Raw genomic sequence first — 26,006 nt, forward strand, 5'->3', positions numbered from 1 at the left:
TCGTGAGCGGGTGCCTGCTCTTCCCGACGACGCCATCCGCCGAACCCCCGCTGACGTGCTCACGGTCGGCGCGTGCGGCGAGGCCGATCTGCTCCAGCGCATCCTCGCGCGGGTCCCGGCAGCCGATGACGCGGTGCTCGGGGCCGGCGATGACGCCGCGGTGCTGACGGCGGGCGATGGGCGGGTCGTCATCACGACGGATCTCATGATCGAGGGCCCCGACTTCCGCTCGGCCTGGTCGACGGCGCGCGATGTGGCGCGCAAGGCGTGCGCATCCAACCTCGCGGATGTCGCCGCGATGGGCGCTGCCCCGACGGCGATCACGGTGGCGCTCGCGCTGCCGTCCTCGACGCCGGTCTCCTGGGTCGAGGAGCTCGCGGACGGCTTCGCGGCGGCCCTCGCCGACATGGCCCCTGGCTGCGGCGTGGTCGGCGGCGACCTGTCGACGAGCGAGCAGCTGACTATCGCGATCACCGCCTTCGGCGACCTGCGCGGGGGCGACCCGGTGCGGCGATCGGGTGCCAAGGCGGGCGACGTGCTGGCGCTCAGCGGCCCCGCGGGGCGCAGCGGCGCGGGCCTCTCCCTGCTCTACTCCCTCGCGAGGGACGCGCGCGGGGAGGCGCTCGCCGAGGGAATCGAGGCCCTGCGGTCGAGGGGCGACGCCGTGCGCTCAGTCGTCGACTGGCACCTCGCGCCGACGATCAACGCCTCCCTCGGCCTCGCCGCGCGAGCTGCCGGGGCGACGGCCATGATGGATGTGTCCGACGGCCTGCTCCTCGACGCCTCGCGCCTGGCGAGGGCCAGCGGCGTTCGCGTCGAGGTCGAGACGTCGTCCCTCGCCGTCGACATCGCCGCGGTCGAGGCGGCGCTGCGAGCCGCCCTGCCCGGGGTCGGGACCGCCGAGCTGCACGCACGAGCCGTGGACCTCGTGGTGGTCGGCGGGGAGGATCACGGCCTGCTCGCCACCTTCCCGGCTGGGACGCCGCTGCCGGAGGGGTTCCGGGCGATCGGCCGCGTGCACCCGCATGAGGACGGGCCGGTTCCCCCCGTGCTCGTCGACGGCGCTAGCCGGGCCGCCCGCGGGTGGGACCCCTACGCCTGGGACTTCTCGGCTCCCGGCTCGTCGACGGGGCTCACCTCGTAGCTGAAGACGATGGTCTCGCCGTAGGACTTCCGGCGCAGCAGCTCGAAGGACTCTGGCACCGTGGGGGCTGGCGAGCGCGACCCACGCTCGACGACGACAACCGCCTCCGGTGCCAGGTGCGGCACCAGGGCCTCGAGCGCCCCGGTGAGCTCCGCTTCGCCGAGCTCGTACGGCGGGTCGACGAACACGAGCTCGAATGGCTGACCTGGGGCTGTCCGCAGGAAGCTGTCGACGGAGTTCTGCGCGACGCGGGAGGCAACGGCCCGGCGACCCTGCTCTCGGGTCACGCGCGCCAGCAGCTCGGCGTTGGCGCGCAGCACGTTGGCGGCCGACTTGGACTGCTCGACGAGCACGGCGCTGGAGGCGCCCCGGCTGAGCGCCTCGAACGCGAGCGCACCGGAGCCCGCGTAGAGGTCGAGCACGGCGATGCCGCCGAGGTCGAGCAGCGATTCGAGCGAGGAGAACATGGCCTCGCGGACTCGGTCGCTCGTCGGACGCGTGCCGCTCTTCGGGACGGCGAGCGAGTGGCCCTTGGCGGCTCCGGCGATGATGCGTGTCACGCTGCGATCGTAGCCGCGACTGCGTCGACCCATCCACCGCGTGGAGAAGCTGGCCGAACTTGTCGGGGGTGCGTGGAATGATGGGCACTTGAATTCGGAGGTGGCCATGGAATACGGCAACGGCGCGGAAACCGCGGCGGCGAGGGCTCTGCCGGCAGAGCCGGCTGGGCGCGAGCGCGCATCGAGCACGGCGGTCGCACTGCAGGACGGCGCGCGGCAGATCCGCGAGAGCGTCGCATCGGTCATCTCAGGCAAAGACGAGCAGGTGCACCTCGCGGTCGTCGTGCTCCTCGCCGGCGGTCACCTCCTTGTGGAGGACGTCCCCGGGGTCGGCAAGACGGTCCTCGCCAAGACGCTGGCGGCGGCCATGGACTCGAGCGTGAGCCGCATCCAGTTCACGCCGGACCTCCTGCCCTCGGATGTCACGGGCGTCGCGATCTACGACCAGGTCGAGCGGCGCTTCGAGTTCCAGCAGGGCCCGGTGTTCGCGAACGTCGTCATCGGCGATGAGATCAACCGCGCCTCCCCGAAGACGCAGTCCGCACTGCTGGAGTGCATGGAGGAGGGGCAGGTCACGGTCGACGGCGTCACGCACCGACTGCCAGTGCCCTTCACCGTCTTCGCGACGCAGAACCCCTCCGAGATGGAGGGCACCTACGCGCTGCCGGAGGCGCAGCGCGACCGCTTCATGGCGCGCATGTCGATGGGGTACCCCGAGCGCGACGACGAGCTCGCGATGGTCGACCGGCGCGACTCGAGCGACCCCTTGTCGAGCGTCCGCGCCTCGCTCAGCGCGAACGACGTCTCCAGCATGATCGAGCAGACCTCGCGCATCTACGTCGCGCCCGCCATCAAGCAGTACATCGTCGACCTCGCCCGTGCCACTCGCGAGCACGCCGACGTCCGTGTCGGCGTGAGCCCCCGCGCGACCCTGCACCTCGTGCGTGCCTCGAGGGCGGCCGCCGCGGTCGCCGGTCGCGACTTCGTGGTGCCGGACGACGTCTCGAAGCTCGTCGGCCCGGTCTTCGCGCACCGGCTTGTGCTCAGTGCCCGCGGCTCGCGGGGAACGGCGGCGTCGGCGTCGGCCGCCCGCATCATCGACCAGATCTGCCAGCAGATCGCCGTCCCAACGAGCGCGGCGACCGCGTAGCGCGTGGCGACGAGGCGCATCGAGAGGCGGCTGCGACCCACCAGCCGAGCCATCGGCCTGGTGGTGGTCGGCGTGCTGCTGGCCGCAGCCGCCGTGGTGTTCGGCCGGGGCGAGCTGCTCGCGCTCGGCGGGTTCCTCATCGCCCTGCCGCTCGTCGCCTTCGTGCTGCGCCTCATCTGGCGACCTCGGCTCGACGCGGTGCGCACGATCTACCCGACCACCCTTGCCGTCGGCGACCGGATGCGGGTCGTCACCGAGGTGCGCAACCGTTCGCTCATCGCGCTCGAGCCGAGCTCCTACCTCGATCTCCTGCCCGGTGCGGAGCCGTCCAGCATCGGCGGGGTGCTGCCCGCTATCGGCTCGCGACTCCACCGCAACGAGGACAAGCGCCGACGTCGCGTCGCCTACGGCGTCGACTCGATGCGCCGTGGCGTCCACGAAGTCGGCCCGCTCTTCTTCGACAATGCCGACGGGCTCGGTCTCACGAGGCGAGTCCTCAAGATCGGCGAGGCCACCGAGGTCGAGGTCTGGCCTCGAGTGGCAGAGCTGCCCGCCATGTCCGTGCCGAGCGGCAAGAGCGGGGGCGAAGTCGAGGCCGGGGTCGCGCAATCCGGGGACTCCGACGACGTCCTCACCCGCGACTACCGTCGCGGCGACCCGCTCAGGCGCATCCACTGGCGTGCGACGGCGCACGCGGGCGAGCTGCGCGTGCGACAGGAAGAGCACCACGCGGAAGACACCTCGGTGGTCATCCTCGACACGAGCGCGACGGCCGCCGCCGAGGAACCGAAGGCGCCGCTGACCCTCGTCGACCTCATGAACGAGCAGTCGGCACCGGCGACGGCCGTCGACGCGGAGTTCGAGCTCGCCGTCTCGCTCGCCGCCTCCGTGCTCGCTCGCTTCCACCGCTTCGGCTACGAGACCGAGCTGTTCGAGACGCACGCGGGCCTCGACGGCGACACGGAGAGCACACGCACCCCCTCCGAGGAAGCGCTCGAGTCGGTCATGCGCAGGCTCATGCTGACGCAACCCGACTCGGCGGCGGGGGAGCGGCGAGAGGCCTGCGCCGAGGTCGTCGACGACATCTCGCGTGTGGCGCGCACGCCGGTCGTGTACGTGCATCGGAACCTGGCCGGCGACGGGCTGACCGCGATCCGCTCGCTGTCGGCGGTGGCCGCCCCGGCCCTCGCACTCATCGTCTCCGCGAAGCCGGTGCCGCGCGCCACCCTGACATCGTTCACCGATGCGGGCTGGAACGTCGCCGTCTACTCGCCCGCCAGAGCCAAGCCCTTCACGCCGCTGCTCGAACTGGAGGCCACCGCATGAGCTCGCACGCGACCACGACCGCGCAGATGCGTCGTCGGCAGGGCTGGAAGGGCACTCCGGGAGCCAACGGCTCCTGGGTCGTCACCGTCTCCCTCGCGGTGCTGATCTTCAGCGCGACGAACCTCCTGTGGCCGATCTTCGACACGAACACGTGGTCGGCGAAGGCGATCGTGCTCGTCACGATCATGCTCGGGGTCCCCGCCCTCGTGCGCACCTTCACGGGCTCGCAGCTGTGGGCGCTCGTCGCCTCGATGGTGGGCGGCGCTGTTGTCCTCGTCGGATTCACCGGGCGGGGATCGCCGCGCGCCACGGTCGAAGGGTGGGGAGTGCTCGCCGAGCAGCTCGTCGAGCAGCTCCGCTCGGACGCCGCCCCGCTTCGCGAGACCGAGGCGATGACCATGCTCGTGCTCATCGGCGTCGCCGTCATCGTCGTGCTCTGCGACTTCTTCGTGTTCGGCATCAGGGGCCGCTCGCTCGCGACGCTGCCCCTGCTCGCCTTCCCCCTCATCCCGATGGCGCTCGGCATCGACGCCTTCAACGGCTGGTCGTACGTCTTCGCGGCGCTAGCCCTCGCGGTGTTCCTCTACGCCGTCTCGAGCTGGCACCAGCGCGTGCACGACGAGGAGCTCTCCTACCAGGGGTTCCTCGTCGACAGTCGAGGCGTGGCCGGCCTCGGCGGGGCCCTCGCGGTCACCGCCGTGTCCCTCGTCGCCGTACTCGTGGCCTCCACGGTCGTTCCAGCGCCGACCGGCATCGACGCCATCCGGCAGACCTCGACCTCCGGCCTCTCCACCAACCGCGCGAACCCCATCATCGACCTGGGCGAGGACCTGCGGCGCAACAACCCGGTCGAGGTGCTGCGCTACGCCACGACCACCGACCAGGGCTCGCTCCCGTACCTCACGCTCCAGACCCTCAGCGACCTCAGCGGCGAGGACGACTGGATGCCCGGCGACTTCGACGGCAACCTGAGCGTCGACGGCGGCGACCTGCCGCTGCCCGACGGCGTCTCGGCCGGGGCTGAGTCGAGCGAGTTCACGACGCGCATCGTGCTCAACGACGGCGTCAGCTCCTTCCTCCCGCGCCCGGGGTTCGCGGCCAACATCATCGACCTGCAGGGAGACTTCCTCCTCGACGAGCAGACGGGCGACGTCCGCAGCGCCGGTGACGAGGCGCTCGCGCAGAACTACGAGATCCAGACCGTGGTGCCGACCCCCAGCTTCGAGGCGATCTCGCAGCTCGACGCCGAGGTGCCGGCGGGTCTCGAGGCCCTCACCGAGGTGCCGGAGGGGCCGAGCACCGACCGCATCCGCGACGTGGTCGGCGAGATCGTCGACGAGGACGCGCCCGCCGGGACACAGGCCCTGCAGCTCCAGTCGTTCTTCGCCGACGGGTTCGCCTACTCGGAGACCGCGCCCGTCCAGCAGGGGTACGACGGCACGAGCCTCGACGTCATTGCCCAATTCCTGGAAGCGCGGGCCGGCTACTGCGTGCACTACGCATCGTCGATGGCCGTCATGGCGCGCATGATCGGCATCCCGTCCCGGATCGGGGTCGGCTTCACGCCCGGCTCCGCCGGCGAGCTGAACGCGGAGGGCCAGCCCGTCTACACCGTGACGAGCAACCAGCTCCACGCGTGGGCCGAGCTCTACCTGCCCGGCCACGGCTGGGTCATGTTCGAGACGACGCCGGCCGGCGCGCTCGGCAACCTCGTCGCCCCCGGACCCGGCGAGACGACGGCGCCGACGATGACGCCAGAGGTCGCCCCATCGGCCTCGCCGGCGCCGGTCGAGACCGAGAGCACCGCCGCGCCGACCGTGCCGCCTGAGAGCGAGACGCCGACGCCGACGCCCACGCAGGGCGCCGAAGGAGCAGGCGAGCAGTCTGGCGAGAGCGAAGCCGTCGACCTCACGGCCCTCTTCATCACCCTCGCCGTCATCGGCGGCGTGCTCGCCCTGGTCGCGCTCCTGCTCATCCCCGCCTTCCTGCGGGGCGCCAGGCGCCGCGCGCGTCGCGTCGCGGTCCTGGCAGGCTCGCCGCCTCAACATCCGAGTCCAGGCAACGCCGCCTGGCAGGAGGTGTCCGAGAGCGCCGTCGACTACGGGGTGCCGCTCGGCACCGGCCTCACGCCGGCAGCCGTCGTCGTGGCCATCGCCGCCGGCTTCGAAGCCCCCGAGCGCGCGACGGGCGACGGCGCCGGCACCGGGGTCCCCGCTGCCACCGCCCAGCGCGTCGCTGACGCGCGGAGCGCGCTCGAGCGCCTCCGGATCGAGCACGAGCACGCCGCGTTCTCGGACCCGGGCGCGTCGCACGCGCTGAGCCAGCACGAGCGGGAAGGCATCTGGAACGACGTCCTCCTGGTCCGCTCCGCGCTTCGCGCGTCCGCCTCGTCCGCAGCGCGACGCCGGGCGGTGCTCGCGCCAGCATCCCTGTCAGGAAGGCGCTGATGGACGACATCGGTCTCGATACCCCGCTCGAGGACGTCCTCGGCAAGCGCGACGCGCAGCAGCTCGCGAAGCAGCTCGACGTGACGACCGTCGCGGGCATGCTCGAGCACTACCCACGACGCTACGCGCGTCGAGGCGAGATGACGGCCATCGAGTCGCTGCCGCTCGGCGAGCACGTCACGCTCGTCGCGCGGGTGCTGCGCGTCAACGAGCGGCAGATGCGCGCACGACGAGGCTCGATCGTCGAAGTGGAGATCACCGACGAGAAGGGCATCGTCTCGCTGACGTTCTTCAACCAGAGCTGGCGTGCCAAGCAGCTGCAGCCGGGCGTGACCGGCATCTTCTCTGGCAAGGCCTCTGCGTACCGGGGAGCCATCCAGCTCGCCCACCCCGAGTACGAGCTCTTCGAGAACGCGCCACTCGAGGCCCTCTCGGAACGACGCGACCAGTGGCTCAAGGAGCCCATCCCGATCTATCCGGCCACCGCCAGCCTGCCGACCTGGAAGGTCGCGGCGGCCGTCCAGGCGGTCCTCGACGCCGTGCCGTTCCTCCGCGACCCCGTGCCGGTGGAGACGCGCGCCATGTTCGGGATGTACAGCTACGACGAGGCGATGCGCGCCATCCACCAGCCCGAGACGTTCAAGCTGCTCGAGCGGGCGCGGGAATCGCTGCGCTTCACCGAGGCGTACGTGCTCCAGGCGGCGCTCCTCCAGCGCCGGGCCATCTCCGAGCTCGTCGCGGCGAGAGCGAGGACCGACGCGGTCGGGCCGATGCTCGAGGCCTTCGACCGACTCGTGCCGTTCGAGCTCACGCCCGACCAGAAGACGGTCGGGCGGCAGATCGCGAAAGACCTCGCCCGCGGCGTGCCCATGCACCGTCTCGTCCAGGGCGAGGTCGGCTCGGGCAAGACCCTCGTGGCCCTGCGCGCGATGCTGCAGGTCGCCGACGCGGGCGGGCAGTCGGCCATGCTCGCGCCGACCGAGGTCCTCGCCTCCCAGCACCACCGCTCGATCATCGAGTCCCTCGGTCCGGAGCTCTCCGCGCAGCTCATGCCGACCCTCATCACGGGCAGCATGACGAAGACGGAGCGCAAGCGCGCCGCGCTGCGCGTCGTCGCAGGCGAGGCCAAGATCGTGGTGGGCACCCACGCGCTTCTGAGCGACGACGTGATGTTCGACGACCTCGGCCTCGTCATCGTCGACGAGCAGCACCGCTTCGGGGTGGAGCAGCGCGAGTCGCTGCGCGCGAAGGGCGCTCAGCCTCCGCACCTGCTGGTCCTGACGGCCACTCCCATTCCGCGCACGGTCGCCATGACGGTCTTCGGCGACCTCGACATCTCGAGCATCGTGACCATGCCGAAGGGGCGGCAGAAGATCGAGACGTTCGTCGTCGCCACCCGCGAGCATCCGCACTGGCTGGAACGTGCCTGGCAGCGCGTCGCCGAGGAAGTCGACCGGGGACGGCAGGCGTTTGTCGTGTGCCCCGCCATCGAGCCTGCCGAACCCGCAGAGCCGGTCGATGGCGAGGAGCCGGCTCAGCCCGTGACCGCCGTCATGGAGCTCGCGCCGACGCTCGCCGTGCATCCGCTCTTCGCGGGCAAGCGCGTCGCCGCCGTGCACGGGGCGATGCCGAGCGATGAGAAGGATGCCGCCATGCGGGCCTTCGCCGAGGGCAAGATCGATGTGCTGGTCGCGACGACCGTCATCGAGGTCGGCGTGAACGTGCCGAACGCCTCGGTCATGATCGTCATGGATGCCGACCGGTTCGGGGTCTCCCAGCTCCACCAGCTGCGGGGCCGCGTCGGACGAGGAGAGCACGCCGGACTGTGCCTGCTCGTCTCGAACACCGAGGAGGAGTCCACCGCTCGCGAGCGGATCAACGCGGTCGCCGAGACGCTCGACGGGTTCGAGCTCGCCGAACGCGACCTCGAGCTGCGACGCGAGGGTGACGTGCTCGGCACGGCGCAGTCGGGAGGACGCACGTCCCTCAAGCTCCTGCGCGTCATCGAGGACACCGAGCTGATCCGCTCCGCCAGGGACGAGGCGGCGCTGCTCATCGACGACGACTGGAGCCTCAAGCGGTGGCCCGACCTCAAGGCGGCCATCGGCCGGCACAGCTTCGAGGAGCGGGAGTTCCTCGGCAAGTCCTGACGGCTCGAGCGCCTCGGCCGGCGAGCGTGCCCTGGCCTACGATGGGCGGGTGACCTCTTCCTCCTCCGCACACGCGCTCCGCGTCGCCTCCCGCCTCATGCTGGCCGCCATGCTGGCGTTCCTGGCCCTCGCGCTCGGTCTCGGCTCGCAGTTCGCTTCCGCGCACGACCAGCTGATCGAGTCGAGCCCGGCCGCCGACGAGTCGGTCGACGTGGCTCCGGAGAGCGCGACCCTGACGTTCTCCGCTGAGGTGCAGTCGGAAGGCACGCTCGGCCCGCAGGTCGAGCTGTTCGCGGTGACCGCCGTGGAGCAGACAGCGGTCGAGCTGGAGTCGGCGGCCACGGCCGACGGTTCGGTCGTGACGCAGGCGCTCCCGCAGCTCGCTGCGGGGGACTACGCCCTGAACTGGCAGGTCGTCTCCTCTGACGGCCACCCGATCTCCGGCACGATCCCGTTCACTGTGTCGGTCGGCGTGGCGCCGGCTGAGGACGCCGCACCGTCCGCGTCCGCCTCTGCTGGGTTCGGTGCCGCCGAGAACACCGAGGGTGCCGCGATCACGAACAGCGACGCGGGAACGTCGGACGAGGCGTCCCAGTCGACGGCCGCGGCCTCCGGGATCCCGCCGTGGGCCTGGGTGCTCATGGGGCTCGCCGGTGTGGCCGTGGTCTTCGTCTCGTTCATCCTCTTCCGGCGCAAGGCCGCGGACCTCGAGGCGAGCAGCACGCCGAAGCCCGAGGAGCCGCTGGCCGATGGGGACGACGACACGCCCACCCGCGTCTAGCTCGCATCTGACCCTGTCACGCCTGCTCCACGCGTCCCGATCACGCGATGGGCGCTCCATGGGCGCGACGTGCAGGGACCGCCCCGTAGTCTTGTGGGCATGAGCAGAATCGCTGTCGTTCCCGGCTCGTTCGATCCGGTTACCCTTGGCCACCTCGACGTCATCCAGCGTGCCGCAACGGTCTTCGAGGAAGTGCACGTCGTGGTTGTGCACAATCCCGACAAGCACGCGCTCCTGCCCATCTCGCGCCGCGTCGAGCTCATCGAGCAGGCGGTCTCGGCGACCGGCATCCGCGGCAACGTTCGCGTCGCGTCGTGGAGCGTGGGCCTGCTCGTCGACTACTGCACCGACGTCGGCGCGAAGGTCATCGTGAAGGGCATCCGGTCACAGGCCGATGTGACCTACGAGACGCCGATGGCGATCGTGAATCGCAACCTCGCCCGAGTCGAGACGATGTTCATGCTGCCAGACCCGAGCCACGCGCACGTCTCGAGCTCGCTGGTCCGTCAGGTCGCCTCGCTCGGTGGAGACGTGTCGCCGTACGTGCCTCGTGTCGTCTACGAGTACCTGCAGGGCGACACCGACACCTCCATCGAGTAGGTGGCTCGGGATGCACTCCGCGACGAGGGCGTACAATCTCCCGGTGACTTCCTCTCCGTACTTCGTGAACATTGCGACCATCGTGGGCAAGCCCGGCACGATGCGCGAGCTCGAACTCGACTTCGATGCGCCTGAGCGCATCGGCGAGGGGCTCGGCTACATCGAGAAGGGCACGCCGGTCGAACTCGACGTTCGTCTCGAGGTGCTGCATGACGGCATCCTCGCGACGGTCGGCCTCGAATCGAGGATGGCCGGGGAGTGCAGCAGGTGCCTGACACCGCTGGACGAGCCGCTCCGGGTCGATTTCGCAGAGCTTTTCGCGTATGCTCGCGACGAAGCCCTCGAGTACGAGGTTCACGACGACATTGTCGACCTTGAACCGCCCGTTCGCGATGCGGTAGTGCTCGCACTGCCATTCCAGCCGGTTTGTCGGCCGGACTGCCTCGGCCTAGATCCTGAAACCGGCGAGAAGCTGGTGGAGCCGCTCGAAGAGCAGGCACCAGCGGTTGACCCGCGTTGGGCGGCGTTGGCAGGGTTTGGCGCTTCAACAGAAGCACCCGAGGAACCAGCAACGGGTTCCGAGGAAGCCGCGGGTCCTCGTGAGACAGAATCTCCTGAGGATGCGCGCAACCATGATTACAAGGGGGAGCCGGGCCAGTACTGAGCCCGCCTCCCTGCACGATGAAAGATGAAAGGTAGACGCCGATGGCTCTCCCCAAGCGCAAGATGAGCCGCTCGAACACGCGTTCGCGCCGTTCGCAGTGGAAGGCCTCCGTGCCGACCCTCGTCAAGACCGTCGAGAACGGCAAGGTCACCTACAGCCTCCCGCACCGCGCGAAGGTTGTCGAGGACGCAGCCGGCACTCCGCTGTTCTTCGAGTACAAGGGCCGCAAGGTCGCAGACGTCTGATCCTCGCGTCATGCACGACGTGAAGATCATCGACCCCGACGCCGCACCGTCAGCTGAGCTGGCACGCGGCCTCGGGGTCGACTTCGTTCCCTCGCTCCTCGAGCTCGCGTTGACCCACCGGTCGTACGCGGTCGAGAACGGTGGCATCCCCGACAATCAGCGCCTCGAGTTCCTCGGCGACTCGATCCTCGGGCAGGCCGTCACCGTCATGCTGTACCGGACGTACCCCGATTACTCGGAGGGGCAGCTGTCGCGTCTGCGCGCATCCCTCGTCTCGACGGTGGCGTTGGCGGAGATCGCGCGGGGCCTCGGCCTCGGCGCCTACCTGCACCTCGGTCGCGGCGAGCACCTGACGGGCGGCAACAAGAAGGATTCCGTCCTGGCGGACACGGTGGAGGCGGTCATCGGCGCCGCGTACCTCTCCGCCGGGGTCGAGGTCGCGACGGAGCTCGTCCTGCGCCTCGTCGAGCCGAAGCTGGCTGTGGTGTGGCGTCTCGGGGCCGAGCAGGACCCGAAGACCGCACTGCAGGAGCTTGCGGACACGCGGGGCGCCGAGCCGCCGCGCTACGAGGTGGAGGGGTCTGGCCTCGAGCACGACCGCAGCTTCACGGCGACGGTCACGGTGCTGAAGAAGAAGCGCATCCTCGCGCAGGCGCAGGGCGTCGGCACGAGCAAGAAGCAGGCGGAGGTCGCTGGCGCGCTTGCCGCATGGCATCAGCTGAACGACGGCGGCGACGGCGCCCCTGCGGGCTCCTAGCCGTGCCGGAGCTGCCTGAAGTCGAGGTCGTGCGCCTCGGCCTTGAACCCGCGGTCACGGGTGCCGTCGTGTCGGCCGTCGAGGTGCTCGACGAGCGCTCGCTGCGTCGACACGTTGGCGACTCGGCCGAGTTCGTCGGTGCGCTCGAAGGGGCGAGGATCTCGAGCGTGTCGCGGCGCGGGAAGTTCCTGTGGCTGCCGCTCGCGGGCCGCGAAGAGGCGCTGACGGCGCACCTCGGCATGAGCGGTCAGATGCTGCTCCGCACGTCGGACGCGCCCGACGACCGGCACCTGCGAGCGCGCATCCGCGTCGATGGTCCCGCCGGCGATCTTGTCGTCGCCTTCGCTGACCAGCGCGTCTTCGGCTCGCTGGCCGTCGATCGCCTCGTGCCGACGGCGGACGTCGAGGGCGAGCGTGTGCCGTCGCAGGTGGCGCACATCGCACGCGACCCGCTCGATCCGAACTTCGATGACGACGCGTGGGTGGCGGCGCTGCTGCGCCGCAGGACGGGCGTGAAGTCGGCGCTCCTCGACCAGACGCTCATCTCGGGCATCGGCAACATCTACGCCGACGAAGCGTTGTGGCGGGCGCGGCTGCACTACGGGCGCGTGACCTCCGGGCTGTCGCCGTCGAAGGCGAGGGAGCTGCTGCTGCACGTGCGGGAGGTGTTCGCGAAGGCGCTCGCCGAGGGTGGCACTTCCTTCGATGCGCAGTACGTGAACGTCAACGGGCAGGCCGGCTACTTCGCGCATTCGCTCAACGTGTACGGGCGCCAGGGGAAGCCGTGCCCGAGATGCGGGCGGCCGATCGTTCGCGAGAAGTTCCAGAACCGGGGCTCGCACTTCTGCGAGAAGTGCCAGCGAGAGCGGTAGGCCACAGGGCCAGCGTCGCCCTGCGCTGTGCTCCGTGGCGACGAGCGGTGAGCTCAGTGAGTGCTGCTGGAGGCCGCCGCGACCGCCGCGACCGCCGCATCCACTCCTGAGCTCCAGGGCGCTCCGTGTCCTGGCAGCACCCACTTCGCCTTCGTGTCGACGATGGCGCGGAGCGACGTCATGGCCTGTGCTGGCTCGTCGGTGAACGGGGCCGCTTGTGGGCCCTCCTGCCCGGTGAGCACGTGGCGGGTCGTGAGCGCATCCCCGACGAAGACGGCATCGACAGCGGGGACGAAGACCGCGATGCTGCCCGGCGAGTGGCCGGGCATGCCGATGATCTGCGGCGAGCCCGGGAGGTCGAGCGTCGCTCCGTGCTGCACCTCGATGACCTCGGTGAGCCACGTGGTTCGCGCTCCGCCCTTGCGGAGCGTGTAGGCGGCGAAGGTGAGCAGGGGGCCGAGCTTCATCGACTGCTTGGCGTTCGAGGGCTTCGGCCCGCCCTTCGCGCGGGCCGCGTCTTCCGCATGCACATAGACCGGGACGCCGTGGTCGCGTCGCAGCCGCTCGGCGAAGCCGACGTGATCGGAGTCGCCGTGGGTGAGGATCACTCCCTTGATGTCGTCGACCGAGCGTCCGATGGATGCGAGCTCGGCGACGAGCTCGCGCCAGTGGCCGGCGAGGCCGGCGTCGATGACGGTCACGCCCTCCGGGGTGGTGACGAGGTAGGCCGCGACGATGTCGTTGCCGATGCGGTGGAGGGAAGCGTCGAGTCTCATGAAGGCTATGGTACGTAGCCATCATGGCTACTGTCAATAGCTATAGTGGGGGCATGCCTACTCCGGACAGGACCTCCCTCGACGCGATCGTGCTCGCCGCCCGCGACCTCCTCGAAAGCGAGGGGCTTCCCAGGCTGAGCATGCAGGCGGTTGCCGTCCGGGTGGGAGTCCGTGCGCCCTCGCTCTACAAGCGGGTCGCGAATCGTGAGGAGCTCATCCAGCTCGTTGCCGAGGCGACCCTCGTGGAGCTCGGAGAGCGGCTGGACGCCGCCGGCGATCTCGAGCAACTCGCGGATGCGTTCCGGGCGTTCGGACACGAGCGCCCGGCCGCGTTCCAGCTCGTGATGACGCCGGGGGCCGGAACACCTGCCGCACGGCCGGAATTCGGTGCGGACGCGAGCGCGAGCATCCTGCGCCTCGCGGGCGAGCTCGCCGGTCAGGGGCGAGCGCTCGAGGCGGCCCGCACCCTGACCGCGTGGGCTGCCGGCTTCGTCAGCATGGAGCTGAACCGAGGCTTCAACCTCGGCGGAGACATCGACGAGGCCTGGCGCTACGGACTCGCGGGCATCGTTCGCGCCATCGGCGCCCGCGGCTAGGGTCGTTGTCATGGGCTACTCGCTGAACTTCATGCGCATCGAGGGTGGCGAGCACGTCGATGCGGACCGGCACGAACTCGCGGCGTTCCTCGCCGCCCGGGGGCTGCACGTCGTCCCCGACGAGAGCACGGGGGCACTCTTCGATGCCGGAGGGCAGCCGCTCGCCTTCGACGGGAACTGGTCCGATCTCTACCTCGACCCGCCCGAGCAGGGGGCCCCGCTCGCCGGTGGCATCTTCCACGCCACGCTCTCAGAGGCTGAGCTTGGCTTCATCTTCGAGCTCTGCGTCGCGGCAGGCTTCCTCATCGTCAACCCGCAGGGAAGTCCGACGTACATCGTCCCCGCGGAGAACCACCCGCCACAGGCGCTCGATGACCCCGAGGACACGGCCTGGGTCGGCGACGCCGCCGAGCTCAGGCAGGCCCTCTCCGGCAGCTTCTCCGACTTCGTCCGGTTCCGCGACCTCGTCCTGTCGCGCCCGGTGTCGGAGACGCTCGCCGCGCGGGAGCGCAGCCGGCAGCGTGCCGAGCAGCCCAGCCCGCGGGAGCTCGCAACCCTGTCGCTGCTCGCGCAGCAGTACCGCGAGCATCCGGCGGACTCCGCGGCCTTCCACGGCTACTGGGCACGAGCCATGGTGCGCGGCACCTGGGTGGTGGCGCTCGACCCCAGCACGTCCCGGCTCGCGATCTCCGAGGACGACGGAGTGTCGACCCTGTTCGCGTTCACGACGTCCAGGCGAGCCTCGCTCGGCACGCCCGGACCGGCGCCGCGCTTCGTCACGGCGACGCTTCAGCAGGTAGCCGACGAGATCGATCACGGGGGAGTGCGTCGGGTGGTGCTCGACCGTGGGCTCGACGACGCGAGTCTCGACGCCGCCTGGCTGCGAGGCCTGGTCGAGACCTACGCCGAGCAGCCTCACCTCTCGACGAGACCGGTGGTGCTGTCGCGCGCCGCAGAGGGAACGGTCGCCGACAAGCTCAGGACCACGCAGCAGGAGATACTGCAGCTGGTCGCGGCGGGCCTCGACCTCGAGGAGACCGAGACGGCCAGCCGCTTCACGGTGCTCGGCAACCACGCCCGCGTCGGTCACCCGATCGCCGTCATCCTGGGCCTCGGCGCCGACCCCGAGCGCACCGACAGCAAGGGCTACCGGCCGCTCCACCACGCGGCAAACGGCCTCCACGTCGAGAACGTCCGCCTCCTCCTGCGGTCCGGCGCGGAGGTGAGCGCGCAGCGTGTGCTGCCCGGTGCCCGCACCGGTTCGGCGGGCACCGGCACGAGCCAGGCGCCGACGCCGCTGCTGGCGCTCGAGCTGGCCGCAAGCCGAGGCGTCGTCGGCGACGGCCTCGACGATCTCCTCACCCTCACGCAGCTCGTCGAGCTCCTCGTCGCGGCAGGCTCTCCCGTCACCGATGCGGTGCGCGCCGACATCACGCTCGCGGCGCGTTCGAGCGAGGCGAGGCGCATCCTGCTCTCGGAGGAAGACGCCGCGACTCAGGACGCCGCGCTTGCACGCCTCTCCGAGCTCACGGGCGCGCAGCCAGCCGAGCGGATCACCGCGCCGAGCGCCTCCCTGGCCCGCGCGATCGGGGACACGGACGCGGAGCGCTTCGCGAACCTGCGTGGCCAGCTCGTTCCCGAGGTCGGCCGAGCAGCGACCGTGCAGGGTGAGGTCGTCCGCATCGTCGACGTCATCCTCGCCGAGATCCGCGGCAACGACGGCCTGGACTTCACCGAGGCGCACGTCGATCTCGCACGCGCCTGGCACGGCTACCTCGAGACCGGACTCGACAACGGCATCAGCGGCCCTGGGTGGGACTGCGTCCTCGAGATCCAGGAGCATCTCGCCACGCGTCGCGGGTTCGAGGACGCCTCGTGGGATGAGCTGATGCGGTCAGTGGCCGTCACCTGGGTGGCGCAGAACCCGCAGCTCATCGCGCTCGGCGACGTCGCCTATCGCCTCTGACCGAGCGTCGCTCGCTGTACTGCTAGCCGCGACCCAGCGCCTGGTCGACGCCCTTGTTCGCGAGCATGTCGGCGCGCTCGTTGCCGACATCACCCGAGTGGCCCTTCACCCACCGCCACTCGATGGTGTGTCCGCTGTCCTCGACGAGCGCGTCGAGCTCCTTCCAGAGCTCCGCGTTCTTGACGGGCTGCTTCGAGGCGGTCTTCCACCCCTTCGCCTTCCACCCCGTGATCCACTCCGTGATGCCCTTGCGAACGTACTGGCTGTCCAGGTAGAGGGCGACGCTGCAGGGCTTCTTGAGCGCGCTGAGTCCCTCGATGACGGCCTTGAGCTCCATGCGGTTGTTGGTGGTGTTCAGCTCGCCGCCGAACAGCTCCCGCTCGTGGTCGCCCGACCGCAGCCAGACTCCCCAGCCGCCGGGGCCGGGGTTGCCCTTGCAGGCGCCATCCGTGTACATCACAACATCATTCACGTGCGTCCCTCATCTCCGTCGCCGACCACGCAAGAGTAGTCGGGTGCCGAGGCTCAGCCCATTCGGCGCAGGAGCACCACGCTGTCCTCGAGCGTGCCGGGAGCGCCTTCTGGGGAGGCGACGTCGCGGGTCCGCGACTCGGCGATCACCGTCTCCCACTCCCCGGCGGGCAGCGCCAGCTCGGCGATCTCCCGGTCCGGCTGCACGAAGAGGTGCGCGGGATGCTCCGAGTCCTGCACCCACGACGGCACTCCGGCGTGCGCGACGGTCAGGAGGTGTCCGCCGGGTGCGAGCATGAGGGCGGCCCTGCGCAGGATCTCCGCCCGAGGCAGGTGGACGGGCGACTGGAAGAAGCTCGCCGTGATGAGATCGAGCTCATCGTCCGGGGACCAGGTCTCGAGGTCGCCCGTCGCGAAGTCGAGCAGCGCGGCGTCGACGCCAGCGTCGATGGCTGCGGCGCGTGCGCGCTCGATGGCGACGGTCGAGATGTCGATGCCGGTGACCCGCCAGCCCTGCTGGGCGAGCCAGATCGCGTCGCCACCCTCGCCGCATCCGAGGTCGAGGGCACGGCCCGGTGTGAGCGTGCCGGCGACACTCGCGAGGTTCGCGTTCACGCGACCGGACCAGACGGCGGGCTTCGCCTTGTAGAGCTCGTCCCAGAACTCGAGCGGCGGCTGGGCGGTCGCTCCGGCGCCAGGCTCGTCGGGGCTCGAGCTTGTGGTGGCGTGGTGGTTGTGCGAGGTCATGCGCTCAGCATGCGCACCAGATCGAACATCTGCAACCTGGTTTGCGAGAACCGCAAGCGCCGGGTGTTCGGCTCCTGGGGTTTGGTCTCTCACGCAGCCACGCAGCCACGCAGCCTCACAGCCGCTTCTGCCAGCCGCCTTCCGGCGCGAGGGGAACGAAGCCGAGCGCCTCGTTGACCCGCAGCATGTGGGCGTTCTCTTCAGCGTTCCACGTGAACACTCCGGTGCACTCCGGGTAGCGCTCGGCGAGCTGCACGAGGTTCGCGGCCTTCACGAGCATCCCGAGTCGCCTGCCGCGGTGCGTCGACGTGACCAGCGTGTTGTCCTGCTGCGCCGGCCGCGTCGTGTCGTCGAGGTCGAGCTGCAGCATGGACTGGGCCACGAGGGTGCCGCTCGGGATATGCAGCACGGCGGCGTTGAGGAACGTGGAGCCGGCGGCGAGCACTCGACGCTCCATCTGCGAGACGCGCTCGGCGTCCCAGTGCTCCTCATCGGCCTCGAGGTCGCCAGCCGGTGCGTCGATCGACATATCGCCGTTGAGCCGCGCCAGGTCGTCGAGGTACTCGGGGTCGCTCTCGCCCTCCCAGGTCAGCAGGCGGTAGGCCGCACCAGCCCGGGCCACCGCGGCTTCGACGTGCGCACGCAGACGTCCCGCCGGCAGGGGCAGGCGCAGCTCGCTGATGCGCTCGACCTGCCCCAGCTCCCACCCGTGCTTCCAGAGGAAGCGCGCCGCCGGGTCCGCCGCCGAGACGCTGCCATGTCCCGTCGGCGCAGGCACCCGTTCCCCGCCGGCCGCTGGATGCTCCACCCAGGCCTGCAGGGAGGTGCGCCCGTCGGCCCGAGCGAGGTCCTCGAGGTGGGCCGCGACGAAGGTGCCGATACCGCGTCGCCGGTGGGGTGCATCCACAACGACGTGAGGATAGGCCAGCGAGGGGGAGTCGCGGGGCGAGACCATGAGCTTCGCAGCGGCGACGGGACGCTCGGCCTCGAGGTCGCTCGCGCCGCGCTGGAACGCGAGGAAGAGGCGCGTGGTGACCGGTCCTGGCATGGTCCAGTCGGCGAGGACCCGCTGGCTCGTCTCGAGCAACCGCCCCTCACCGTAGGTGCCCGCAGAGCCGCGGTTGACGATGTCGGCGAAGCGCTCGAGCAGGCCCCAGGCCTCAGCGTCTCGGTCCGACGCTGGATCTGGAGGCGTGAGCTCCCGAATGAAGTAGTCCACTCCGGTACCGTAGCTGTCAGGTCAAGGCGTCGACAGCCCCGCCAGCGCGACGATCCAAGGCGCACTCGCGCCGGAGTGAGCGACCAGCCCATCCCGCCCGACCAGCCCATCCCGACCGACCCAGTCAACCCCGACCACCAACTCAGCCCGACCGACCCACGAGCGATGTCCGACCACCAGCGAGAGGCCAGCGAGCGCGCATGCATCTGAAGAGCCTCACGATGAAGGGCTTCAAGTCATTCGCGCAGCCGACGACGCTCGCGCTCGAGCCCGGGGTCACGTGCGTCGTCGGGCCGAACGGCTCAGGCAAGTCGAACGTCGTGGATGCGCTCGCCTGGGTGATGGGCGAGCAGGGCGCGAAGAGCCTCCGCGGCGGCAAGATGGAGGACGTCATCTTCGCCGGAACCGCGACCCGCGGGCCGCTGGGCCGCGCCGAGGTGACGCTCACGATCGACAACGCCGACGGGATGCTCCCCATCGAGTACAGCGAGGTGACGATCCGTCGCACCCTGTTCCGCAACGGCGGTTCCGAGTACGCCATCAACGGCGACGGCGTTCGGCTGCTCGACGTGCAGGAGCTGCTGAGCGACACCGGTCTCGGCAAGGAGATGCACGTCATCGTCGGGCAGGGACGCCTCGACGCCGTGCTCCGCGCGACGCCGGAGGAGCGCCGAGGCTTCATCGAGGAGGCAGCCGGGATCCTCAAGCACCGCCGCCGCAAGGAGAAGACGGTGCGCAAGCTCGAGGCCATGGAGGCCAACCTCACGCGCCTGCGTGACCTCACGAACGAGGTCCGCCGGCAGCTGAAGCCCCTCTCCCGGCAGGCCGACATCGCGAGGCGAGCGCAGGGCATCCAGGCCATCGCCCGCGACGCGAAGGCTCGCCTGCTCGCCGACGACGTCGTGCAGCTGCGCGCGGCCCTGCGGCTCGCGACCGGCATCGAGCAGGAGCGCTCCGAGGAGCGGGTCGTGCTGCAGGAGAAGCTCACGGCCGCGCTCAACCGGGCCGAGCTGCTCGCCGCCGAGAATCGCGGAGACGCTGCCGACGGTGCGCGCCGCGTCGTGTTCGACCTCGAGAGCGTGCGCGAACGCATCCAGAACCTCAACGCGCTCGCCTCGCAGCGCAAGGGGCTCCTCGTCTCGCGCCTCGAGTCGCCCGCGTTCGTGCCGACCGTGACCCTCGAGGCGGTGGACGCAGCGCGCCGGGAGACGGAGGCGCTCGCGGGGCGTGCCGCCGAGGCCGAAGCGCTCTGGGAGGCGACGAAGCTCGCCACGCAGGATGCGCGTGCCGCCCTCGACCGCATCGACGTCGAGATCCAGGCCCAGGCGACCCGGATCTCCGCCTACGACCTCAGCCGCAGCGAGCTGCGCGGCGCCGCCGACACTGCCGCCTCGAAGCTGGCGTCCGTGCGGGGCGAGGTGCTCAGGCAGCGCAACGCGCGCGACGCTGCAAGCGACCGCCTCGCGCAGGCGACGAAAGCGAAGGAGGAGCTCGACGCGACCGCAGTCCAGAGCGCCTCCGACTCGAGCGAGCTCGACGCCGCCTACAAGCGAGCCGAGGCGGCACAGCGTGAAGCAGAGCAGGCTCTCGACGCCGGACGCACCCGCGCCCACGAGCTCGAGCGAGAGCGCGACGCCCTCCAGGCGCGCGTGCAGGCGCTCACCCTCGCGACAGCCGCGAAAGACGGCACCGCCGCGCTCCTCGCCGCACGCCTCGAGGGGGTCGAAGGCCCCGTCGCCGAGCACCTCCGCATCGACGAGGGCTACGAGGCCGCCATCGCCGCCGCCCTCGGATCGACGGCCGATGCGGTCCTCGCGAGCAACGCGGATGCCGCGTTCCGAGTGCTCGCGCACGCCACGGGGGAGAAGCTCGGGCTCGTCGAGATCGTCGCCGAGCTCGGCGAGAGCAGGCCCGTCCAGGCGGGTTCCACGAACCCGAAGCTGCCGGAGGGCCTCCGCCCCGCGGCAGAGCTGGTGCAGGGGCCACTCGCCATCACCGCCCTGCTCGCCCACGTGCACGTCAGCGAGACGCTCGACGAGGCACGCGCGGCGATGGCCGCGCTGGGGTCCTCGGATGCCGCGGCCCCAGCAGGCGCAGGGCTCACCGTCGTCACCAGAGCAGGCGAGGTCGTCACGAGCACCTCGCTCCGCGGCGGGTTCGCGGAGGAGGGCACCAGCCGCCTCGAGCTGCTCGCCGCCCGCGACCGAGCATCCGCTCGCCTCACCGTCGTCACGGACGAACTCGACCAGGCCGCGCTTGCGCTCGCCGAGCACCGGGCCGCGTCGCAGGCGGCGAAGGCCGAGGCGAAGCGCACGCTCGACGCCCTCCGCGCCTTCGACGGCGCCCTCGCCGCCGAGCGAGAGCAGCTCAACCGGGCCAGCGCGCGAGTGGATGCGGGCAGCGCCGAGCTCGCGCGCGCCGCGAAGGCCTTCGACCTCGCCTCGAGCGGCGTCGAAGCAGCGGAGCAGGCGGCGCTCGCCGCGAAGGCGGCGCTCGCCGAGCACGAAGCCCTCCCGCGCCCCGAGCTCGACTCCTCGGCGCGCGTCGACGCCAACGCCGCCGTCGAGCGTGCCCGCGAAGCCGAGGTCGAGGCCCGGCTGCAGCTCGAGACCCTGCGCGAGCGGTCCCGAAGCGAGCGGCTTCGCGCCGAATCCCTCGTCCGTCAGCTCGACGCCGACCGCCAGGCTGCCGACAAGGCCGCCAGGGAGACGGTCGTGCGCCGCGCCGAACTCGCCCAGACCGAGCGCGTGCTCGCCGCCATCCCGAGCCTCACCGCCGCCGTCCAGGCGTCGCTCGCCGAAGCCCAGCAGCAGCTCGCCGAAGCCGAGCGCGAGCGCGCCGCCCAGCACGAGGAGCTCGGCCAGCTCCGCCAGACGGAGCAGCAGTTGCGCGCGCGCCTCAGCGAGATCACCGAGGACGTGCACTCGATCGAGCTGCAGATCTACGAGAAGAAGAGCTCCCTGCGCTCCACCCTCGAGCGGGCAGCGAGCGAGCTGCGCCTCGCCGAGGCGGTCCTCGTCGCCGAGTACGGTCCCGACCAGCTCGTGCCGGCGGACGACGACGCGCTGCGCGCCAAGGCCGAGCGCATCGCCTCCGCGCTCGCCGAGCAGCGAGCCAGGCACGAGGTTGCGGGCGAGGGCGAGGCGGCCGCAGAAGCCGAGGACGCGGCGGCGGCGAGCGGCGTAGTCGAGGCCGTGGGGGAGGGCGAGGCCGCTGACGCGGCCGGCCAGCCGAGCGCATCCAGCGCCGCCAGCGCCACAGACACCGACAGCGCCGAGCACTCCGACGCCACCACCGAGCAGGTCGAGAGCAGCACCGCTGCCCAGGCCGCGGCAGCGATCTCGGCCGGGGCCGTCCCCGCGCTCGCGGAGCAGCTCGACGACGACCTCGCCGCGACTCTCGATGGGGACGCCGAGGAGGAGTTCGTGGGCGTGCCGTTCGTTCGCGCGGAGCAGCAGGCGCGCCTCGCCGCGGCAGAGCGCAAGATGTCCACACTCGGCCGCATCAACCCGCTGGCGCTCGAGGAGTTCGCGGCGCTCGAGCAGCGGCACGCGTTCCTCGCCGACCAGCTCGACGACCTCGCCGCGACGAAGGCCGACCTGCTGCGCATCGTGGGCGACATCGACGAGCGCATGCGCACCGTCTTCGAGGCCGCCTTCGAGGACACCCGAGCCGCGTTCCACACGGTCTTCCCGATCCTCTTCCCCGGCGGCTCCGGCGACATCACGCTCACCGCCCCCGACGACATGCTCACGACCGGCATCGAGGTCTCGGTGCGGCCGGCCGGCAAGAAGATCGAGCGCCTCTCCCTGCTCTCCGGCGGCGAGCGCTCGCTCGCGGCGGTCGCGATCCTCGTGTCCATCTTCAAGGCCAGGCCCAGCCCGTTCTACATCATGGATGAGGTCGAGGCCGCCCTCGACGACGCCAACCTCGGTCGACTCCTCGCGGTCTTCGAGGAGCTCCGCGCGTCCAGCCAGCTCATCGTCATCACCCACCAGAAGCGCACGATGGAGATCGCCGACGCCCTCTACGGCGTCTCGATGCGGCAGGACGGCGTGTCTGCCGTCGTGGGCCAGCGCATCCACCGCACCGAGGACCAGCCCGCCGCCTGAGCGCCGCCCCGCGGCCGCGGCCTGCCTGCCTGCCTGTCTGCCTGCTGCCGCCCGCGCCTGCGCCCCCGCAGCCCGCGGCGCGCCCGGCGTGGGACGATGGAGGCAATGACTTCCGTCGACGGCACCTCCGCCCCAGCCCCCGCCATCCCCGAGCCCAAGCTGGGCCTCGTGACGCTCCTGCCCGACCCGTACGACGCGGACTCCATGTTCGAGGCGTTCGAGCTGTGGACGACGAGCCGCGGCATCACGATGTACCCGGCGCAGGAGGAAGCCGTCATGGAGCTGGTCTCCGAGGCGCACGTGATCCTCTCGACGCCGACGGGCACGGGCAAGTCGCTGGTCGCGATCGCGGCCCATGCCGCCTGCCTCGCGCAGGGTGGCCGCAGCTACTACACGGCGCCGATCAAGGCGCTCGTGAGCGAGAAGTTCTTCGCCCTCGTCGAGATCTTCGGCGCCGCGAACGTGGGCATGGTCACGGGCGACAGCTCCGTGAACCCTGACGCGCCCATCATCTGCTGCACCGCCGAGATCCTCGCGAACCTCGCCCTGCGCCAGGGCTCCGACGCCGACGTCGACCAGGTCGTCATGGACGAGTTCCACTACTACGGCGACCCCGACCGCGGGTGGGCGTGGCAGCTGCCGCTGCTCATGCTGCCCGACGTGCAGTTCCTGCTCATGTCGGCGACCCTCGGCGACGTCACCGAGATCGTCGAGGACCTCGAACGGCGCACGCAGCGCGACGTGTCCCTCGTGACGGGCGTCGAGCGCCCCGTGCCGCTCGACTTCTCGTACGTGGTCGCGCCGACGCACGAGACCGTCGAGAAGCTCGTGGAGGAGCGCAAGACGCCCATCTACATCGTGCACTTCTCGCAGGCGGCTGCCATCGAACGCGCCCAGGCGCTGTCGAGCCTGAAGGTCGTCGACCGGGCCGGGCGCGATGCCATCGCCGATGCGATCGGCGGCTTCCGCTTCACGACCGCGTTCGGCAAGGTGCTGTCCCGGTACGTGCGCGCCGGCATCGGCGTGCATCACGCCGGCATGCTGCCCCGCTACCGACGCCTCGTCGAGACGCTCGCGCAGAAGGGGCTCCTCCGGGTCATCTGCGGAACCGACACCCTCGGTGTCGGCATCAACGTGCCCATCCGCACGGTGCTCATCACGGCGCTCGCGAAGTTCGACGGGCAGCGGATGCGGCACCTCTCGGCGCGCGAGTTCCACCAGATCGCGGGGCGTGCCGGACGCGCGGGTTACGACACGGCAGGCACGGTCGTCGTCGAGGCGCCCGAGCACGAGATCGAGAACGCCGCAGCCGTGCGCAAGGCCGGAGACGACGAGAAGAAGCGCAAGCGCATCGTCAAGAAGAAGGCGCCGCAGGGCTTCGTCTCGTGGGGTGAGAAGTCGTTCGAGAAGCTCGTGTCGGCCGAGCCTGAGCCGCTCACCTCGCACATGCACATCACGGCGTCGATGATCATCAACGTCATCGCTCGTGGGGGAGACGTCTTCGGCAACGCCAAGAGACTCGTCTACGACAACCACGAGAAGCCTGCCCGCCAGCGGGAGCTGGCGTTGCGCGCGATCGGCATCTTCCGCACGCTCGTGACGGCCGGCATCGTCGAGATCGGCCGGCAGGGTCGCATCACGCTGACCGTCGACCTGCAGGCGAACTTCGCCCTCAACCAGCCCCTGTCGCCGTTTGCGCTCGCCGCCATCGAGCTGCTCGACCCGGAGGCGGAGGCTGCCCCCGGCGACCGCGGCTCCGAGGAGAACACGAGCGGCGAGGGCGCCGTCGGATCCGGCCACTACGCGCTCGACGTGGTCAGCATCATCGAGGCCACCCTCGACGACCCGCGCCCCGTGCTCTCGCAGCAGCAGTTCAAGGCGCGAGGCGAGGCGGTCGCACAGATGAAGGCCGACGGCATCGAGTACGACGAGCGCATGGAGCGACTCGAGGAGATCACGCACCCGAAGCCGCTCGAGGGCCTGCTCGCCCAGTCGTTCGAGCTGTTCGCGCAGCACGAGCCGTGGGTGCGCGACTTCGAGCTCTCGCCGAAGTCCGTGGTGCGCGACATGTTCGAGCGGGCCATGAGCTTCGCGGAGTACGTGAACTTCTACCAGCTCATGCGCAGCGAGGGGCTCGTGCTCCGCTACCTGAGCGACGCGTACAAGGCGATCCGCCAGACGGTGCCGGACGAGGCGAAGACCGAGGAGCTGCTCGACATCATCGAGTGGCTCGGCGAGCTCGTCCGCCAGGTCGACTCGAGCCTCATCGACGAGTGGGCCTCCCTCGTCGACCCCGAGCAGCAGGCCGCGAGCGACGAACCGGTCGTGCCTCCCGCGCCGCCCAGTGTCGTCGGCAACCGCCGCGCCTTCACGGTGCTCGTGCGCAACGAGATGTTCCGCCGTGTGCAGCTCGCGGCCCTCGAGCGAGACGAGGCGCTCAGCGAGCTCGACCCCGACGTCGACTGGTCGAAGGCCCTCGACGACTACTTCGCCGACCACGACACGATGGGGGTGGATGCGGCCGCCAGGTCGCCGAAGCTCCTCAGGATCGACGACTCCGAGGGGCGCCAGTCCGGCGGACTCTGGAGCGGCGTGTGGCGAGTGGAGCAGATCATCGACGACCCGGCGGGCGACCACGACTGGCGCATCCGCGCCGAGGTGGACCTCGCCGAGTCGCACGAGGCGGGCGAGGCCATCGTGCGCGTCACCGAGGTCACGCGGCTCTAGACCGCGCGCCGGGCGCTGCCTGCTGGGCGCTGCCTGCTGGGCGCTGCCCACCAAGCGCGGCCTGCTGGGCGCCGCCTGCCGGGCGCTGCCTACTGCGCGCCGCGTGCCAAGCGCGGCGGCACTCCGGCCACGCGCCAGGGGTGTCCTCCGGGACGTTCCGCAGACCTGGGGCTTGTGCACCCGCTTGACCGAGTTCCGGTGCGTGCTCCACAGGTCTGTGCTGCAGCCTTCTGCAGACCTGGGGCTTGTGCAGGCGGCTGGCCGAGTCCAGGTGCTTGTGACATAGGTCTGTGCCGGTGCGTCCGCAGACCAGGGGGTTGCGCACCCGCTTGACCGAGCTCCGGTGCGTGTGCCACAGGTCTGTGCTGCAGCCTTCTGCAGACCTGGGGCTTGTGCAGGCGGCTGGCCGAGTCCAGGTGCTTGTGCCACAGGTCTGTGCCAGTGCATCCGCAGGCCTGGGTCTTGCGCACGCGCCTGGCCGGGGCCCGGTGCGTGTGCCACAGGTTTGCGCGGGGGCCTTCCGTAGACCTGGGGGTTGTGCAGGTGCCTGGCCGGGGCCAGGTGCTTGTGCCACAGGTTTGTGCTGTTGCCTTCTGCAGGCCTGGGGCTTGCGCAGGCTTCCGGTCTGCGTCAGGTGCCTGTGCCACAGGTCTGTGCCGGCGCGTCTGCAGACCGGGGGCTTGCGCACGCGCCTGG

20 protein-coding genes are annotated in these 26,006 nt (G+C 70.8%); 15 read left to right on the top strand and 5 right to left on the bottom strand.

All coding sequences use genetic code 11. From position 1 onward, the window contains the following. Positions 1-10: 10 nt before the first annotated feature. Complete coding sequence (gene thiL / locus C5E06_RS05115; protein WP_258067509.1) at positions 11-1,144, top strand: thiamine-phosphate kinase; 1,134 nt, start codon at positions 11-13, stop codon at positions 1,142-1,144. Here thiL and rsmD read toward each other — a convergent pair. Further along, positions 1,093-1,704, bottom strand: a complete 612-nt coding sequence (gene rsmD, locus C5E06_RS05120) for a 16S rRNA (guanine(966)-N(2))-methyltransferase RsmD (RefSeq protein WP_181057774.1) — start codon at positions 1,702-1,704, stop codon at positions 1,093-1,095. The genes thiL and rsmD overlap by 52 nt on opposite strands. Before the next feature lie 106 nt (positions 1,705-1,810). On the opposite strand from rsmD, the gene C5E06_RS05125 reads away from it, so the two are divergent. The 10 genes from C5E06_RS05125 (at position 1,811) to mutM (ending at position 12,696) form a co-directional block, all read left to right on the top strand. Then, positions 1,811-2,854: a MoxR family ATPase gene (locus C5E06_RS05125; protein ID WP_104306202.1), complete on the top strand. Its 1,044-nt coding sequence runs from the start codon at positions 1,811-1,813 to the stop codon at positions 2,852-2,854. Between the two features lie 3 nt (positions 2,855-2,857). Beyond that, a complete protein-coding gene (locus tag C5E06_RS05130) occupies positions 2,858-4,180 on the top strand; it encodes a DUF58 domain-containing protein (RefSeq protein WP_104306203.1) in 1,323 nt (440 codons plus the stop codon). Then, a complete protein-coding gene (locus C5E06_RS05135; protein WP_104306204.1) occupies positions 4,177-6,627 on the top strand; it encodes a DUF3488 and transglutaminase-like domain-containing protein in 2,451 nt (816 codons plus the stop codon). The genes C5E06_RS05130 and C5E06_RS05135 overlap by 4 nt, the downstream gene beginning before the upstream one ends. Beyond that, on the top strand, positions 6,627-8,777 hold the full coding sequence (locus C5E06_RS05140) for an ATP-dependent DNA helicase RecG (protein WP_104306205.1): 2,151 nt from the start codon (positions 6,627-6,629) through the stop codon (positions 8,775-8,777). Before C5E06_RS05135 ends, C5E06_RS05140 begins: the two co-directional genes overlap by 1 nt. 49 nt (positions 8,778-8,826) lie before the next feature. After that, entirely contained in the window at positions 8,827-9,558 is a 732-nt protein-coding gene (locus C5E06_RS05145) for a copper resistance CopC family protein (RefSeq protein ID WP_104306206.1), read from the top strand. A 99-nt stretch (positions 9,559-9,657) separates the two neighbouring features. Then, a complete protein-coding gene (gene coaD, locus C5E06_RS05150) occupies positions 9,658-10,158 on the top strand; it encodes a pantetheine-phosphate adenylyltransferase (RefSeq protein WP_104240619.1) in 501 nt (166 codons plus the stop codon). Positions 10,159-10,201: 43 nt separating this feature from the next. Then, on the top strand, positions 10,202-10,822 hold the full coding sequence (locus C5E06_RS05155; RefSeq protein WP_258063767.1) for a DUF177 domain-containing protein: 621 nt from the start codon (positions 10,202-10,204) through the stop codon (positions 10,820-10,822). Positions 10,823-10,863: 41 nt separating this feature from the next. Continuing rightward, the gene (gene rpmF, locus C5E06_RS05160; protein WP_068484295.1) at positions 10,864-11,067 is read left to right on the top strand and encodes a 50S ribosomal protein L32; all 204 of its coding nucleotides are present in this window, start codon (positions 10,864-10,866) and stop codon (positions 11,065-11,067) included. A gap of 10 nt (positions 11,068-11,077) precedes the next feature. Then, on the top strand, positions 11,078-11,824 hold the full coding sequence (gene rnc / locus C5E06_RS05165; RefSeq protein WP_104240621.1) for a ribonuclease III: 747 nt from the start codon (positions 11,078-11,080) through the stop codon (positions 11,822-11,824). A gap of 2 nt (positions 11,825-11,826) precedes the next feature. After that, positions 11,827-12,696: a bifunctional DNA-formamidopyrimidine glycosylase/DNA-(apurinic or apyrimidinic site) lyase gene (mutM, locus tag C5E06_RS05170; protein WP_104306207.1), complete on the top strand. Its 870-nt coding sequence runs from the start codon at positions 11,827-11,829 to the stop codon at positions 12,694-12,696. Positions 12,697-12,749: 53 nt separating this feature from the next. Here the strand turns inward: mutM and C5E06_RS05175 are convergent, their stop codons facing one another. Then, complete coding sequence (locus C5E06_RS05175) at positions 12,750-13,472, bottom strand: MBL fold metallo-hydrolase (RefSeq protein ID WP_104306208.1); 723 nt, start codon at positions 13,470-13,472, stop codon at positions 12,750-12,752. 53 nt (positions 13,473-13,525) lie between these two features. On the opposite strand from C5E06_RS05175, the gene C5E06_RS05180 reads away from it, so the two are divergent. Further along, on the top strand, positions 13,526-14,068 hold the full coding sequence (locus C5E06_RS05180; RefSeq protein ID WP_104306209.1) for a TetR/AcrR family transcriptional regulator: 543 nt from the start codon (positions 13,526-13,528) through the stop codon (positions 14,066-14,068). A gap of 10 nt (positions 14,069-14,078) precedes the next feature. Next, positions 14,079-16,034, top strand: coding sequence for a hypothetical protein (locus C5E06_RS19470; protein ID WP_219820183.1), 1,956 nt, complete (start codon positions 14,079-14,081; stop codon positions 16,032-16,034). Between the two features lie 22 nt (positions 16,035-16,056). Here the strand turns inward: C5E06_RS19470 and rnhA are convergent, their stop codons facing one another. The 3 genes from rnhA to C5E06_RS05200 all read right to left on the bottom strand — a co-directional run bounded on the left by rnhA (position 16,057) and on the right by C5E06_RS05200 (position 18,471). Next, complete coding sequence (gene rnhA / locus C5E06_RS05190) at positions 16,057-16,491, bottom strand: ribonuclease HI (RefSeq protein WP_201297737.1); 435 nt, start codon at positions 16,489-16,491, stop codon at positions 16,057-16,059. A 68-nt stretch (positions 16,492-16,559) separates the two neighbouring features. After that, the gene (locus C5E06_RS05195; protein ID WP_104306210.1) at positions 16,560-17,252 is read right to left on the bottom strand and encodes a bifunctional 2-polyprenyl-6-hydroxyphenol methylase/3-demethylubiquinol 3-O-methyltransferase UbiG; all 693 of its coding nucleotides are present in this window, start codon (positions 17,250-17,252) and stop codon (positions 16,560-16,562) included. A 115-nt stretch (positions 17,253-17,367) separates the two neighbouring features. Beyond that, positions 17,368-18,471, bottom strand: a complete 1,104-nt coding sequence (locus tag C5E06_RS05200) for a GNAT family N-acetyltransferase (RefSeq protein WP_104306211.1) — start codon at positions 18,469-18,471, stop codon at positions 17,368-17,370. A 200-nt stretch (positions 18,472-18,671) separates the two neighbouring features. Between C5E06_RS05200 and C5E06_RS05205 the strand changes: the two genes are divergently transcribed. Beyond that, positions 18,672-22,583, top strand: a complete 3,912-nt coding sequence (locus C5E06_RS05205; RefSeq protein ID WP_104306212.1) for an AAA family ATPase — start codon at positions 18,672-18,674, stop codon at positions 22,581-22,583. 105 nt (positions 22,584-22,688) lie between these two features. Continuing rightward, positions 22,689-25,310, top strand: coding sequence for an RNA helicase (locus C5E06_RS05210; protein WP_104306213.1), 2,622 nt, complete (start codon positions 22,689-22,691; stop codon positions 25,308-25,310). The last annotated feature ends 696 nt before the right edge of the window (positions 25,311-26,006 follow it).

It is taken from the genome of Pseudoclavibacter sp. RFBI5 (assembly GCF_002931395.1).
Lineage (GTDB): Bacteria > Actinomycetota > Actinomycetes > Actinomycetales > Microbacteriaceae > Pseudoclavibacter.